Below are 14,719 nucleotides of genomic sequence, written 5' to 3'. Positions count from 1 at the left end.
GTTTTAATCCGTTCTTTAATAGAGAAAACGGCTGCATCATGCAGCCGCTTTCTTTTTTTAAGCAAGAGATAATAGCTGCTGTATTGACTTAAAAGGCGTAGAGCATCCGAAGGTTAATACGGTTGTTTTCTTTAAAGCCATTTTCCACCTCAATATCCCGACCATAAGTGGCAATCAGATTGATGGTTGGAGTGGGTGAATAGGCTGTTCCGACCCAGAACTTGCTTTGGGTGGTGCTGGCTGTTTCAACCCCATTGAGTTTGGTTTTCCCCGCATCACTATATGAAATACCAGCACGTAGATCGACTTTATCATTTAAAAAATAACGACTATTGGTTTGGATTTGATAGCCGACATTTTGTTTTAAATCACCACCACCGGCGACATCGTCATTTTTACCATAAACGGTAAAGTCCCCTGCGACATCCCATGCAATTTTCGGGGTGATGCGTGTGGTATAGGCGCCTTGTACGGTGAGTTTTAAACGATTCTCACCGATATTCAGCGCATCATCCCGTTTATATTTTCCTGTGGGTAAATATAAATAGGGGGTAATACCAAACTGACTTTGCTTTTCAGTATTGTGGTGCAGAAAAAAAGCATTGGCCAAGATAATGTCACCAAGACCACTGCTTGAACCCATCTCAGCAATATCTTTGCCGGCATCTAGGCGACCAAAGGGAATTAAAATCTGGGGTGCGATTTGTATACCGGCAAAATCCATATAATGCACATAACGTGCAATGGCAATATCGGAGGTCAGCTCATTTTTTCCTGCGACTTTATCGCTGCCGCTATAGAGCGCATCTCGGTTGGCATGTTGATAATAGACAATGCCGAGATTGGTTCCGCTTGGCGCATAATCGTAATCGCCTGCATCGAGATCAACCGCATGCGCGGATAGACTGGTGAGGGCATAGACCGAACTGATGACTAAGCACGTTTTAAACGTGGCTTTTAGCGCGGATCTGAAGGTGGTTTTGAGATGTATCTGAGTACTACTTTTGATAACGGTCATCTGTTTCAATCCTTGAACGATGAGATAGGTGGCCTTGACGAAAAATCCGTATTTATGGCGTCAAGGCTGAAGTGACCGCTTTTTTGTATAAAAAACGGTCATATTGAGTGTGCCTGAGTAAAGGTAGGATTTAGGTTGCTTAGAAATGCAAAATAATGATTTAAATCAATCAAATCTGCACTTATGTAGTTAGCCCTTGATTAACAGCCTGTTCAAATTGTAAAAAGCAGTCATAGCCGGGTTGATCTAAGAATGGCAGGGTCTGAGTCGCCCAGTAGCCACCCAAATTATTTTTCATATCAATCCAAAAATACAAATTGGCCAAGCCACACCAACCAATGCTGCCCGCAGGACGGCCCGTTGCAGTTTGCGCTTCGTTGACCATAAAGCCCAGTGTCCAACCTTTGCTTGCTTCTGGGTAAAGCACCACATCATTTGAAAGTGCGGGTATGACGCCGGGCAAGTTTTGCATGGCAACTTTGCCTAAGCCATTGTGCAAAGCCAATTCAATGGTGCTTTCTTTGAGCAATTGCTGCCCATTGACCGCGCCACGGTTTAACCACATGCGGATGAATTTAAGATAATCATCGACGGTTGAATATAAGCCGTGCCCGCCCATATGAATTTCAGGATCTTGCGGCAAGATAAAATCGGCATCTGCGGTTAAACTGCCATCCGCTTGACGGTGATGCATGGAAACCCGGCGCTGTTGCATGCTCGGTGTCATCGTAAAGGCGGTGTCATGCATGGCCAATGGATTGAAAATTTGTTCTTGCATCAGGGTGCCAAGGCGTTTACCGCCAACGGCTTCGATGACTAAACCCGCCCAATCAATATTGGCACCATATTGCCACTGGCTGCCTGGCTCAAAGAGCAATGGCGTTTTGAGAGCAGCCTTGGTTGCAGAAATCACACTCGGATAACCGTGATGTGTCGTGAGATTGAGATAATCGGCATTAAAAAAATCATAGCCCAAACCAGCCGTATGCAATAACAACATCCGTGTCGTAATTTCATTTTTTGCTGCACTGAACAGCGGCTGGTTTTGGGCGCCAAAGCCCTGTAAAACTTGGAGTTCAGCAATTTCGGGGAGATATAATCTTGCTGGTGCATCTAAGTCTAACAGGCCATTCTCATATTGCTGTAAAGCAAGGGTGGTGGTGATGGCTTTTGTCGTGGAGAAAATCGCAAAAACACTGTCATCACGCATGTCGACTTGGCTAGACAAGTCGCGCTTTCCAGCATGGTTTAAATAAATGGTTTGATCTTGGTTGGTCAGTCCTGCGACCACGCCTGCAACACGGTTTTGTTGTGCTGCACTTTGTAAGATTGCGTCGAGTTGTTGCTTTAACTGGGTTTGCATAATGACGATTCCTTTCCTCAATTATTCACTTCATACCGGTCCTGTATGAAAGTGCTAATGTAGGGAATTCGCAGATAACACAGCTACTCGATTTCGGCAGAAAATGTCGAAATTCGGTATTTATTTGCATTTTGTTTGAACGATTAAAGCTGTTTCAGGGTTTGCGACGGTAATTCGCCATATTTTAATTTATATTGCCGTGCAAACTCCCCCAAGTTGGAATAACCACAAGCATAGGCAATTTCGGCCACATTACGTTGATGGTGAGCTGCACGTAATTCTTGGCGAACCAAAGTTAAACGCATATCTCGCATGATTGCGCCTGGGGTTTTGTTGCGGTATTTTTTAAAGCCAGCACTTAAAGTTCGCACACTCACACCAATACTACTGGCAACCTCGGTCAAGGTCGGACTATTACGAATAAAGGTCTGCATATATTGTTCGGCATGTTGAATATATTTGGGGGCAATATGGGTATTTTCATTGAGGTTGATTTTGGCATGCATCGCCCATTCATTTAAAATATGCAGGCAAATCATTTGTTGTAAATGTTCCCCCGCTTTTTGGGTTAGCTGGGCTTTGGGAATTTCGGCAATACTTTGACTTAAATATTGCAGCAGAATCATCCACGCTGAATTTACCCCACCAAAACGGGTTTTAAATTCCCATAAGGCCTGTGGAGCTTCGTGGCCAAAGTTGGCCAGCATTAAATCGGCAAGGGTCTGATGTGGAATGGTTAAGTTGAGCTGTAAATGCTCAGGTACAAATTGCACGGCATAATCATCGGTTTGACTACAGTCGACCAAAAAGGATTCACCGACTTGCGTGACTTCCGAGTGGTTTTTATTGACCACATGATCGCCTTTCCCTTGCAGTGTGGTTAATAAAATTATATTGCCCGATTCTTGGGACCAGTCGAATACACGGACTGGCACACCATATTTAAATCGGGTGACGATCATACTGCCGACTTGTGCTGAATGCATTGAAGCTGTCGGGTTTAAGCCTTTTTCTGTGGGTGCCACGGTATAAGGCATATAGACTTCATCAGTCCATGCTTTGATTTCAGGCCAATCTTTAGAGCGGCTTTTATGTGGTTGAGCGAGAGGCTCGCCTTTGGCATTATAAAGTAAAGAATTTTCAAGCATCACCACAATCCTTGGTCATCATTTGAGCCATTTTGCGGAGAATATCACACTGTGGTTTGAGACTGAATTGAATATGCTTGATCAATAGGCTTCTTTTAGCCGTGCTGATCCCCACTTTTGATCATGGCCGAGACCATCAGAGCATGGTTCAGTGCGGTTGATTATTCAATTAAATTGCGATTACAGCTTGAAAAGACCATGACAACCATCACATCATGGATACGATGAAATTTGATCAGATAGGTCGGTTGTGAACGAGAACGCACGGGAAAACATTGAAAAGATATTGGCGAATATGACCCAATTGCCCGGCGTGTATAAAATGCTGGGTAAAGCGGGCGAGCTGCTGTATGTCGGTAAAGCCAAAAACTTAAAAAACCGGGTATCCAGTTATTTTGTCAAAACCATTGAGCATCCCAAAACACAAGCCTTGGTTGCTCGAATCTATGATATTGAAAGTTTGGTGGTACGCTCGGAAACAGAAGCGTTATTGCTCGAACAAAATCTGATTAAGCTGCATCGTCCGCCGTATAACATTATGCTGCGTGATGATAAATCCTATGTCTATATCTTTGTTTCCGCAGACAAACCCTATCCACGAATTGCCAGTGGCCGTGGCAAAGGCAAGCATCAAGCCGGTAAATTCTTTGGGCCTTATCCCAGTGCCTACAATGCACGTGACACGCTATTGGTATTACAAAAACTATTTACAGTACGGCAGTGTGAAAACAGTTATTTCTCACAGCGCAAGCGACCGTGTTTGCAGCATCAAATCAAGCGCTGCTCTGCGCCATGTGTTGGTTTAATCACTCCCGAAGCCTATCACGAAGATGTGCAAAATTCGCTGCGCTTTCTCAGTGGCGATACCAAAGAACTCAATCAAGAATTGATCCAGAAAATGGAAGCAGCAGCCGAAGCACTTGAGTTTGAAAAAGCAGTTTTTTATCGAGACCGTATGGCGCTCTTGCGTGATGTGCAAGGTCAGCAGGCGATTTATCGGGTGAAGGGGGAGGCTGATATTCTGGCAATTGCCTATATGGCGGGTGTGACTTGCGTGCAAATTATGCATGTGCGCAATGGCAAGATGCTGGGCGGCAAGGCTTATTTCCCCGATATGTTGGATGACGATTTAGGTCAGATGTTGTCAGACTTTATGGCCAACTTCTATTTCCAAGTCGCGGATGAAGTGCCTGTCGAGTTGATCATCAATGTCGATTTGCCAGATCGTATCGAACTTGAACAAGCCCTATTGCAACAGTTTGAAAAGAAAATTCAAATCAAACATCGAGTGCGAGAGACCCGTGCAGAATGGTTAGAGCTGGCACAGATGAATGTCGAGCATGCGATTAAAGGTAAGCTAGCCAATCACTTAGAACTGAATGAACGTTTCCATCAACTTGAGCAAGTGCTTGATCGTCCGATTGATCGGATTGAGTGTTTTGATATTTCGCACACCATGGGTGAAGCGACCATTGCCTCATGTGTGGTATTTGATAGCGGTGGTGCGCGTAAACGCGATTATCGTCAGTTTGCTATTGAGGGCATTACTGGGGGCGATGACTATGCCGCAATGCGTCAAGCGCTGACCCGTCGTTATAAGAAAAATATGTTGCCTGACCTACTGCTGATTGATGGTGGCAAGGGGCAATTGCATATGGCGATGGAGGTAATGCAAACCCTTGAGCTGGATGCCTTTATGGTCGGTGTCTCCAAAGGTGAAGGGCGTAAGCCGGGTCTGGAAACCTTACACTTTACCGATGGCAGTAAAATCCAATTGGCAGAAGATCATAAGGCTTTGCACCTGATTCAACAGGTGCGTGATGAAGCACATCGTTTCGCCATTACCAAGCATCGTGCCAAACGCGATAAACGTCGCAGTAGCTCCGTGCTGGAAGCGATTCCCGGATTGGGACCCAAGCGCCGCCGTGATTTACTTACCCATTTTGGGGGGATTCAAGGCGTACTCAAAGCCGCTGAAAATGATTTGGCGCTGGTGCCAGGGTTGGGCAAAGTCATGGCACGCACCATTTATAAAATTTTGCATGAATAAGCACGAATTTGCTGGCGGTTTTGTTGCATCTACGGGGGGCTGTTGAATCAGGTGCTAAGCGGCTGGCTCTATCTGAATTAAGCCCAAAAAAACATTGCAAAAACAATCATTGACGCCCTAGTCACTGAGCATTCACATCTTGGCTTTGATGATGCACTATAGGTTTAAGCACGGAAAGCAGTGATTTAAACGAGGAGTGAGCATGGCATTGTTGCAGATGTTACAGCAGATTGAACAACAGCAATGGGTGGATATCCCGACGGGTTGGCTACAAGGCCGTACCCTTTATGGCGGTCTCGCTGCTGGCATGATGATGCATAAAGCCCAAACGGTGGTGAATGACAGCCGTAAGGCCTTACTCAGTTGTAGTATCACTTTCGTTGGACCAATTCAATTTGCAGCAGTTAAGCTTACGGCAGAAGTATTGCGGCAAGGCAAGTCTGTTACCAGCATTGAAGTGCGCTTGTGGCAAGATGATGCCGTACAAAGTATTTTAGTCGCCAGTTTTGGCACAGGACGTGAGTCACAGCTGCAAGTCTGCAATGAGGCAGTCGCACCAGATTATCCAGCCGTTGAACAGCTTAATATCATGCCATCGAATGCCAAGACCCCAGAATGCTTTAAACAATGTCAATTGGCTTGGGCTGAAGGTCACTATCCTTTTACTGGAAGTAATGTGCCTGATTTTGGAGGATGGTTTCGTTTTGATCCCCATTTGCATTCAGATCGTGCAATGACACTGGCCGATTTTATGATTTTGACGGATATCTGGCCACCCGGTGTATTGCCAATGTTGAACTGCGTTGCGCCAGCCAGTTCCTTAACTTGGCAGATGAGCTTTGTACATCCATTGCAACATCAATTATGTGATTGGTTTAAATATCAAGTAATCACAGATTTCTCAGGAGACGGGTATGCAATTGAATCTGCCCATATTTGGGATAAAAATGATCGTCTTATTGCACTCTCTAGACAGACGGTAACTGTGTTTACCTAGTCGACAGTGCGAGGTGAATCGTTTAAAGTAGCCTTAATTTCCCCAGCTAGCTCGGTTGTTAGGAGACCAATTGGCGGTGTCTATGACTACAGGTCGGATCCTGAATATCCCAAATATCTTGACGTTGGCGCGTATCGCGTTAATTCCAGTATTTTTAATCGTTGCATATTGGCCTCCTGCTATTGGGGTGGGTGGTCACGAAGGCGGAATGACCCGTCATCTTATTTTGACCGCTATTTTTATTATTGCGGCATTAACCGATTGGTTTGATGGTTATTTGGCGCGGACGTTAAATCAAAGCTCTGCATTTGGCCGTTTCCTCGATCCTGTCGCGGATAAATTAATGGTCGCTGCGGCATTGATCGTGTTGGTGCAATGGCATCCCAGTATCGAAATGGCCTTTGCGGCGATTGTGATTATTTCCCGAGAAATTACCGTTTCAGCCTTAAGGGAATGGATGGCAGAACTTGGCGCACGCACCAGTGTGGCGGTCTCTAATATTGGTAAATACAAAACTGCCTTTCAAATGATCGCGATTACGGTGTTTTTATTAAATTGGAAATCACTGGATATGTTGGCGTATAGCTTGTTGTATATGGCTGTATTCCTCACATTATGGTCGATGTTTAGCTATTTAAAAGCCGCGTGGCCTTATCTCAAGCAACCTTAAGTAAAATCTAAATAGAAGCAGCTGTAAAAATTGACACCGTTACGACGGTGTCAATGCATTTTAGGGGCGCCACTTTTGCGTTAACAGTGCTGTAGATCCATGCTCAGTATTGCCCTGTTTTCACGTGGAACATGCTGGAGCTTTGGGTCTAGCCAGATGCTGTGTGAACTGAACTGAAGAGAAAAATCCAAAAGCCGCTGCAAGACGCATGGGCTTTTATTGATTCGGTTGATTCAGTTGATTTAACGGATTGGGATGATCTTGAGATCAGTCCATTTCTACATACGGATAGTCAACCAACTGATGCTTTTCTGAAAGCTCAGCGAAGTGTTTTTCAATTTGCGCTGCATGATCTTTTAAAATTTCAATCAAGCGATCGAGGTTGATAAAATCAAAGCGATTTCGAGAGGCCACCACGGTAAGTGCCAGCGGTGCTTCTTTGCTTGAAAACTTAATGGGAACAGACAGGCCACAGACCTCCGGATCAACCTCACCATGTGACAAGCAATAGCCTTGTTTTTTAATTTTCTTCATTTGTGCGGTAAAAGCAGCCTCATCTTGTGCAAATTCTCGTTCACTGAGTTGAGGTGCATAGCGATGATAATATTCTAAAATCTTCTGTTTACTTAAATTGGCGATAATAACTTTGGGTGATGCACCCATAAAGACTGGACGTGGGCAGCCACGACCATAAGAAAACAGTTGCATGTCTTTAAACACTTCATGATGTACATCGATGCAATAGTCTCGATTTAAAAATGTGAGCAAACAGCACAGCTCTGTGCGTTCTGCAATTTCTTTCATAAAGGGCGTGCTAATTTGCACCAATGGATCGGTGGTGCGTGATATATAGTCCAATACCGCAATTTTAGGACCGAGGGTATAGTCACCAGAGGTACCGCTCAGACGCTGTAATATATCAGCAGAAACAAGTTCTTTGAGATAGCGATAACTGGTGGGTTTGGACAGTCCCAATTCTGCACAGATGAGATCGACATTAATCACTGGGCGTGACACGGAAAATAAGTCCAACACAGTGAGAATTTTGCCAAAACTAGAAAGAGCCATGCATTGCCTATGGATTGAATAAAAGATGAAATAAAATTTCTTAGTATTTTATAGCAAAAAATCAAGCGATAACCTATAGATTTAAATGGATTTAGATAAAACCAATAAAATAGCCAGTATTATCAAATTAAGATATTTTTATTGACTAAAATAGTTTTTTTTGAAAAAATCGCCAGCATCACTATCTTTCTGTGAGTTTATCGCTTCGTGATAATCTGATGGATTGAATCGCGTCCTTAAATTTGAACTCCATCACCATTTATTAAGTGGCCTTGCTTTTGAGCAGGCATATTTTTTCTACTGTCTTTACATCGGGTTTTTGCTTAAAGCTCAGCAATGTCGGTTTAGGTTTCGATTTACATCGGTGTGATATCGGATATTTCAGGTTATTTAGAACAATGTGGCGTTTAGCATGAGTTTAATTCAACAAATCTTCAGCTTTAGACCTTCAAAAATGGCATTGGTTTTTGCAGCCAAAACCTTTGTGGCGGCCATGCTGGCGTTATTTGTTTCCTTTGAACTGGATCTGATTAATCCCATGTGGTCCATCGGTACGGTACTGATTATTGCCAGTCCGTATTCGGGTATGGTTTCATCAAAATGTATTTATCGCTTGATTGGAACGGCTGCTGGGGCGTTGATTGCATTGATCCTAACACCGCAACTGATCAATACGCCGTGGTTATTTACGATCATCCTGTCGCTGTGGGTTGGCTTTGCCTTGTATGTTTCTTTGCTGGATCGAACCCCACGCAGTTATGTCTTTATGTTGGCAGGCTATACCACCGCCATGATCGTGTATAACGCTGTCACCTTGATTGATCAGTACAGTATTTTTGATATTGCGATTGCTCGGGTCATGGAGATCTCGATTGGGGTAATCGCCAGTGCTGTGGTCTCCGCGACGATTTTCCCTGTGCATATTGGTTCTGTCATTAAACAGCGTGTGAGCCAAGCACTTCGCGATACTGAACTGTTGTTTATCGATTTATTTAGCCCTGCACCCGAAAAAAATAGCCAACTTATTTTAGCGGCACTGACCCGTGACAGCACCGACATTCATGCGCTTGCCGTACATTTAACTTATGAAAAAGGCGAGCTAAAAGGCATGACCAAGGCCTTGCAGGAAATGCTGCATCAGTTGTCATTGGTGGTGGCCAATCTGGTGGGCTTGTCGCAACGGCTCAAACAGTTCAATGAACTGCCTGCTTCGCATACACAACAATCTGTGTTGTTACAACAAATGGCAGCACATGTGATTGAGTTTTTACAGCAGCAACGAGATCGCGATGATGAAGACATCCTAAAGTTACCGCCTGATTTTGAATCGTTTTTCGAGCAATTGGCGGCTAAGGCATCATCACAGCAGCGGATGTTACTGGCTGCGATCAAAATGGATATGCGGCATTTTATTAGTAATGTTTTGGCAGTGACCTATATTTGGCAGCGGATTCAGCGTGGCAATAAAGAGATGCCTGCACAAATTACCGCCATGACCACCCATTATCCAAGCTTGCATCGCGATTATGGCGTGGCAGTCCGTGGTGGTATCAGCGCGGTGTTCATTACCTTTATTGTGACAGGAATCTGGATTGTCTCAGGTTGGAAAGCTGGTTTTATGATGGCGCAAATTGGAGCGGTAACGGCCTGTATTTTGACGGCATTGGATAATCCAGTTCCTGTTTTGAAAATTTTTATTTGGGGCAGTGTGCTCTCTGCTGTTTTGGTGTTTGTTTATGCTTTTGGAGTATTCCCGCATGTGACCGCATTTTGGCAATTGGCCTTGGTGTTGTTGCCATTGGTTTTGGTTGCAGTCTCAATGATGACCAGTCAAAGCTTGATGCCGATCGGAATGGTTTTGGGTATTAACACCATGATGGGATTGAATTTGCATAATCGTTATAGCATGGATGCTGTGTCTTATTTGGACAGTTCTTTTGGCATGATCATGGGGGTGTTGGTATCGCTGATTGTGATTCATATGGTGCGTGCCATGTCACCAGATACCAGTGCCAGTCGAATTTTGGCATTGCATTATCGTGCAGTGAGATTGGCGCTAGATTTACCTTATGCGGCTGCATTTAAAGTCCATTTACGCAGTATGTTTGACCGTATTGGCGTATTAAATACCAAGCTGGTGCAATCGACAGCACTGCAACAAACAATTCGTGAGGCCTTGACCGAGTCCAGTGCCATCGTTGATTTGGCGCGTTTACGTGAATTGATGTTGCTGTTACCCCCAGATAGCCCAATTCAGCAGCTCACCCAAGACTTACAGCAACAACTTGATCAATTTTTTCTCGTGAAGGAAGCGAACGTGCTGGCCGATGCCAAGCTGCAACATCAATTACAGCAGCAGTTAAGCCAATTGCAGCATGCTGCCCACCATGTGGAAGATCCAATGCTACAGCAACGGTTGTTGATTTCACTAAACAATATTGAATACAGCCTCTGCCATTTCGACTTGCGACAACTGCAAGATCAGCATGCTTCACATGGGGAAGCCATACATGGGTGAGTTTAATTTTTACGATATTTATATCCCAACCTTGCTGATTCAGGCACTGCTTGCTTATGTGATTTTCAAATTACTGAGCCCTTTGATTAATCGGCTGATTTTACAGGGCTGGATTATTTTCCCCAATATTTTCAACTTGTGTTTCTACCTGATGTTGTTGTTGGGCGTACACCAAATTTTTATAGGATTGGGCATTTGAACTTGACTGCGTGGGATCAACTTGATCGACATCAACCAGATGGCTTAGGTAAATGAGATGAAACAATTAGATTTGAAAAAAATGATACGGCCTGTGATCTTGTTGCTGGTGGTGATCATTGCAATTTATAGCATTGTGCATTTATGGAATTACTATAATGCATCGCCTTGGACACGGGATGGCCGGGTACGTGGTGATGTCATTCAAGTGTCCTCCGATGTTTCTGGTTTGGTTACCGAAGTTTTGGTGCAAGACAATCAACAGATTAAAAAAGGTCAGGTGCTGTTTAAAATCGATCTTGCACGGCAAGAGATTGAAGTTGAACAAGCCCGTTCGGATTTGGCCAAGGCCAATTCGAGTTTGGCAGCCGCAGAAGCAGGTTTGGCACAGGCACAAGCCAATCTGGTGAAATCACAGGCCAATCTCAATTTGGCAGATAAAAATGCCAGTCGTTATAACAGTTTGATGGATGGTGCGATTTCGAAGCAAGAGCGCGATCAGGTGTTGGCTGTGCGTGATCAGACGCATGCTGAGCATCAACAGTTACAAGCGGCAATTGTGCAGGCACAAGCCAATATTAAACAGCAACATGCCTTGATTGAAGTGGCGAATAGCAATTTACATTTGGCCGAGCTGAATATGCATCGTGCTGAAGTGGTGGCACCCGCAGATGGGACCTTATCCAATTTCGATTTACGGGTCGGGACCTATGTCAAAGTGGGGCAGAGTGTTGCAGCCTTACTCGATCGTAAACAGTTATATGTGGTGGGCTATTTCGAAGAAACCAAACTCAATCGGATTCATATTGGAGATGCAGCCACAGTACAGTTGATGGGCGATTCAAGCAAAATCAAAGGTCATGTCCAAGGTATCGCATCGGGTATTGAAGACCGTGAGCGCAGTACTTCATCGGGCTTATTGGCCAACGTGAATCCGACTTTCAGTTGGGTGCGTTTGGCACAGCGTGTACCGGTGAAGATTGTTTTAGATGAAGTGCCACACAATGAATTGGCCTTTGTCGCAGGACGTACCGCAACCGTACACATTATTGAAAAGAAATAGGAGCAGATACACCGTCTTGGATAGACCAATCGGTGATTAACAGTCCCATATAACAACGCATGCCGTTCCTGTTATATGGGATGGTGAGGGTTCGCTGAGATTTTATAATTTCGAGATTTAAATCAATAACGTTTTTTTACGTCATGTGCGGTTTTCCCCGTTCTACAGATCCGTCGCTTTAAACATTGTCATCTGCCATTGCCGGCATATTGATTTCTTTGACGCAGCTTGCAGCACTGGTCGACAAAATAAATTTCAATGCCAACATCACGTCTTGTAAGGGAATTAATTCAGATAGTGTTTGTTGAATCACCGTATCAACCGGCGTGTCTAAGCTAAATTCAGTCGCCAAATAACCTAAATTGACGATACTGACTCCAATGCGATCTTCACGGAGATTTTCACGCAGTGCTTGTACCATCCCGCGTAAGGCATGTTTGGTGGTAGAGAACACCACTTCTTTGCCTTTGTGGTTGTCCAAGCCCCAAGTTGAGCCAATCAAAATAATTTTGGCATTGTCTGACTTTTTAAGATTTTCAATTAAGGATTGAATGGCCAATAAGCAAGCATGCACATTGGTCTGTAACATGCTGGCAATCTCAAAATCTGAGCATTGCTGAAAATCATAAGCCGAGTCAAAGGCCAATGCTTCCCAGATACCCACGTTATAAATCAAATAGTCTACTTTTTCATTTTGTAGGATGGCTTTGACTTGATCACGAGATTGTTCAGGTTTGGATAAATCGGCTGCGATCCAATGAAAATGCTCATGTGTGCAGTTCGGCTCAGAGCGTGAAATACCATAGATGTGATCTTGGTCAGTCGGTAAGGCTTGAATTATGGCCTGCCCAAGTCCCTTACTCACACCATAGACCACAAATGTTTTAGACATAACACAGCTCCGTCGCTGAATCTGATTTAGCGTATTGATAATGAAAAGAGGCGGCTGAAGTCACTGTTTTAAGCAGCAACTTCAAGATTTTAATAGATTGAGAAAATTGAATAATATCGCTGCGGAGGGATTTAAGGTCGCAAGCCTTGTGGATTACGGTACCAACTTTGAATCAGTAAACCTGCAGCCAGACTATCGGCATTGAGTTTTTTGCCTCGTCCTTGCGATTGATAATGATCAAGTTCCTCACGTGCTTCACGCGTGGTGAGACGCTCATCGACCATTAAGGTTTCAATATGACATTGATGGCGTAAACGTCTCGCGAACTTGCGTGCGCGTGCAGAAAGATCGGATTCTGTTTCATCCATATTTAAGGGTAAACCCACCAACAATAAACCCGGTTGATGCTGCTTGAGAATCAGCAACAATTCATCCCAGTTGGGAATGCCATCTTTCATTGGAAATAAGCTCAAGGGCGTTGCACTTTCAATAATGCGTGAGCCAACAGCAATGCCCATTTTTTGGGTGCCAAAGTCAAAGGCCATAATCAGTTGTGCATCAGAACTCTGCGTGGCGGGCGCTTTGGTTTCAGTCACTGTCGCTTGGTCATTCGCATGTTCAGGCATGACCAATCTCCGATGCAAGCCAAACGGGATCGACCCCAATTTTACGATTGGCGGCATCCCAACGATCGTCATAAGGCAGATTAAAAATTAAATCCATATCTGAATCGCAAATCAGCCAATCACCGCGTGAAATCTCAGCTTCAAGTTGGTTTTTGGTCCAACTGGCATAACCCAAAGCAATTTGATAGCGTCCAACCCCTTGGTTGTGGGCAATTGCATCTAAAATATCTTTACTGGTGGTAATACACAGGTTTTCACCCACCGCAATAGACGAGTGCCAAGTCGGTTGACCCGTATGCAAGACAAAACCAGCTTCTGGACGTAGTGGTCCACCTTCGAGCACTTCGTGCGGATTGACATTGTCTGCTTCGATATCCAAATCGTTGAGTAATTCTTTTATTTGTAAACCAGAAGGACGATTAATAATAATACCTTGTGCACCGTCTTCGTCGTGTCGCGCAAGATAAATTACGGTATTGGCAAAGAAATCATCAGCCATATTCAGTGGGGCGATAAGGCAACGATGTGTTTGATATAGTTTAGTCACCTAAGGATGTCTCCTGAAAATAGCGTGCATTGAATCGAAAAGTATACGGTGATAATTGGTTTAAATTTACCATAACTTAAATTTTTAGTTTTATGAAGGCGTAGTAATGAATATTGTTCTATTTTCAAAGTTGACGCTGGGGCAGTCAGAAGAATAAATAAACAGCTAAAAAAAGTAGCATAAATTGAGATGGAAACCAAATGAATTTGAATCGACCAAGTCGTGTTGATCATAAACCTTTCCCGACCTCTCCTTAAAAAGGAGAGGGGAACACAGAACCTCTCCCAGCCTCTCCTTAAAAAAGAGAGGGGAAATGATGCTTATATCAATTATTTGCAATGCTTCAATTTGGTGTTGTACTCCCTCTCCCGTGGGCATAGGTATCTACACAAATATTTAAGCAATGTATTTAGTCGAAATATGTAATCTATTCGAGCTTAATACAAGGTATTTAAGTCCTGTTTAGATTCGGAATTTAGGGCTGAATGCAAATTTCATTGAATATCAAAAATACTAAATCTCCCCCTTGCGCCATATATGGCTCATCTTTGAAAAAGAGGG

The 14,719-nt window shown here is 43.9% G+C and carries 13 protein-coding genes; 6 read left to right on the top strand and 7 right to left on the bottom strand.

Annotated elements, in window-relative coordinates; translation table 11 throughout:
- Positions 1–88: 88 nt before the first annotated feature.
- From FD716_RS16510 to FD716_RS16500, 3 genes are all read right to left on the bottom strand, one after another.
- The gene (locus FD716_RS16510) at positions 89–1,018 is read right to left on the bottom strand and encodes a transporter (RefSeq protein ID WP_139853323.1); all 930 of its coding nucleotides are present in this window, start codon (positions 1,016–1,018) and stop codon (positions 89–91) included.
- A gap of 181 nt (positions 1,019–1,199) precedes the next feature.
- Positions 1,200–2,381: a serine hydrolase domain-containing protein gene (locus tag FD716_RS16505; RefSeq protein WP_139853322.1), complete on the bottom strand. Its 1,182-nt coding sequence runs from the start codon at positions 2,379–2,381 to the stop codon at positions 1,200–1,202.
- Between the two features lie 143 nt (positions 2,382–2,524).
- A complete protein-coding gene (locus FD716_RS16500) occupies positions 2,525–3,529 on the bottom strand; it encodes an AraC family transcriptional regulator (RefSeq protein WP_139853321.1) in 1,005 nt (334 codons plus the stop codon).
- Positions 3,530–3,779: 250 nt separating this feature from the next.
- Between FD716_RS16500 and uvrC the strand changes: the two genes are divergently transcribed.
- The 3 genes from uvrC (at position 3,780) to pgsA (ending at position 7,246) form a co-directional block, all read left to right on the top strand.
- Complete coding sequence (gene uvrC / locus FD716_RS16495; protein WP_139853320.1) at positions 3,780–5,579, top strand: excinuclease ABC subunit UvrC; 1,800 nt, start codon at positions 3,780–3,782, stop codon at positions 5,577–5,579.
- Positions 5,580–5,781: 202 nt separating this feature from the next.
- Positions 5,782–6,576 carry a thioesterase family protein gene (locus tag FD716_RS16490; RefSeq protein WP_139853319.1) on the top strand — a complete coding sequence of 265 codons (795 nt, stop codon included), beginning with the start codon at positions 5,782–5,784 and terminating at the stop codon, positions 6,574–6,576.
- An 82-nt stretch (positions 6,577–6,658) separates the two neighbouring features.
- Entirely contained in the window at positions 6,659–7,246 is a 588-nt protein-coding gene (gene pgsA, locus FD716_RS16485; protein WP_139853318.1) for a CDP-diacylglycerol--glycerol-3-phosphate 3-phosphatidyltransferase, read from the top strand.
- Between the two features lie 267 nt (positions 7,247–7,513).
- On the opposite strand, the gene FD716_RS16480 is transcribed toward pgsA, so the two are convergent.
- Positions 7,514–8,314, bottom strand: coding sequence for an IclR family transcriptional regulator (locus tag FD716_RS16480; protein WP_139853317.1), 801 nt, complete (start codon positions 8,312–8,314; stop codon positions 7,514–7,516).
- A 412-nt stretch (positions 8,315–8,726) separates the two neighbouring features.
- Between FD716_RS16480 and FD716_RS16475 the strand changes: the two genes are divergently transcribed.
- Genes FD716_RS16475 through FD716_RS16465 form a run of 3 tightly spaced genes read left to right on the top strand, consistent with a single transcriptional unit; the run spans position 8,727 to position 12,093 of the window.
- On the top strand, positions 8,727–10,832 hold the full coding sequence (locus tag FD716_RS16475; RefSeq protein ID WP_139853316.1) for an FUSC family protein: 2,106 nt from the start codon (positions 8,727–8,729) through the stop codon (positions 10,830–10,832).
- Positions 10,825–11,031 (top strand): DUF1656 domain-containing protein, encoded by a 207-nt coding sequence (locus tag FD716_RS16470; protein WP_139853315.1) that lies wholly within the window; start codon positions 10,825–10,827, stop codon positions 11,029–11,031. Before FD716_RS16475 ends, FD716_RS16470 begins: the two co-directional genes overlap by 8 nt.
- A gap of 57 nt (positions 11,032–11,088) precedes the next feature.
- Entirely contained in the window at positions 11,089–12,093 is a 1,005-nt protein-coding gene (locus FD716_RS16465; RefSeq protein ID WP_139853314.1) for an HlyD family secretion protein, read from the top strand.
- Positions 12,094–12,271: 178 nt separating this feature from the next.
- Here FD716_RS16465 and FD716_RS16460 read toward each other — a convergent pair whose 3' ends face one another.
- The 3 genes from FD716_RS16460 to FD716_RS16450 form a co-directional block, all read right to left on the bottom strand.
- A complete protein-coding gene (locus FD716_RS16460) occupies positions 12,272–12,985 on the bottom strand; it encodes an SDR family NAD(P)-dependent oxidoreductase (RefSeq protein WP_139853313.1) in 714 nt (237 codons plus the stop codon).
- Between the two features lie 131 nt (positions 12,986–13,116).
- The gene (gene ruvX, locus FD716_RS16455; protein ID WP_228715017.1) at positions 13,117–13,530 is read right to left on the bottom strand and encodes a Holliday junction resolvase RuvX; all 414 of its coding nucleotides are present in this window, start codon (positions 13,528–13,530) and stop codon (positions 13,117–13,119) included.
- Positions 13,531–13,603: 73 nt separating this feature from the next.
- On the bottom strand, positions 13,604–14,158 hold the full coding sequence (locus tag FD716_RS16450; protein WP_139853311.1) for a YqgE/AlgH family protein: 555 nt from the start codon (positions 14,156–14,158) through the stop codon (positions 13,604–13,606).
- Positions 14,159–14,719: the final 561 nt, after the last annotated feature.

Source organism: Acinetobacter pullicarnis (genome assembly GCF_006352475.1).
GTDB classification, from domain to species: Bacteria; Pseudomonadota; Gammaproteobacteria; order Pseudomonadales; family Moraxellaceae; genus Acinetobacter; species Acinetobacter pullicarnis.
This window is presented reverse-complemented; position numbering and strand designations above follow the sequence as displayed.

Excerpts from the sequence above, each read along its gene's own strand:
- FD716_RS16490 (WP_139853319.1), top strand. The coding sequence starts at position 5,782 with ATGGCATTGTTGCAGATGTTACAGCAGATTGAACAACAGCAATGGGTG.
- pgsA (WP_139853318.1), top strand. The coding sequence starts at position 6,659 with ATGACTACAGGTCGGATCCTGAATATCCCAAATATCTTGACGTTGGCG.
- FD716_RS16460 (WP_139853313.1), bottom strand. The coding sequence starts at position 12,985 with ATGTCTAAAACATTTGTGGTCTATGGTGTGAGTAAGGGACTTGGGCAG.
- FD716_RS16470 (WP_139853315.1), top strand. The coding sequence starts at position 10,825 with ATGGGTGAGTTTAATTTTTACGATATTTATATCCCAACCTTGCTGATT.
- FD716_RS16500 (WP_139853321.1), bottom strand. The coding sequence starts at position 3,529 with ATGCTTGAAAATTCTTTACTTTATAATGCCAAAGGCGAGCCTCTCGCT.
- FD716_RS16480 (WP_139853317.1), bottom strand. The coding sequence starts at position 8,314 with ATGGCTCTTTCTAGTTTTGGCAAAATTCTCACTGTGTTGGACTTATTT.
- FD716_RS16475 (WP_139853316.1), top strand. The coding sequence starts at position 8,727 with ATGAGTTTAATTCAACAAATCTTCAGCTTTAGACCTTCAAAAATGGCA.
- ruvX (WP_228715017.1), bottom strand. The coding sequence starts at position 13,530 with ATGGCCTTTGACTTTGGCACCCAAAAAATGGGCATTGCTGTTGGCTCA.
- FD716_RS16505 (WP_139853322.1), bottom strand. The coding sequence starts at position 2,381 with ATGCAAACCCAGTTAAAGCAACAACTCGACGCAATCTTACAAAGTGCA.
- FD716_RS16510 (WP_139853323.1), bottom strand. The coding sequence starts at position 1,018 with ATGACCGTTATCAAAAGTAGTACTCAGATACATCTCAAAACCACCTTC.
- FD716_RS16465 (WP_139853314.1), top strand. The coding sequence starts at position 11,089 with ATGAAACAATTAGATTTGAAAAAAATGATACGGCCTGTGATCTTGTTG.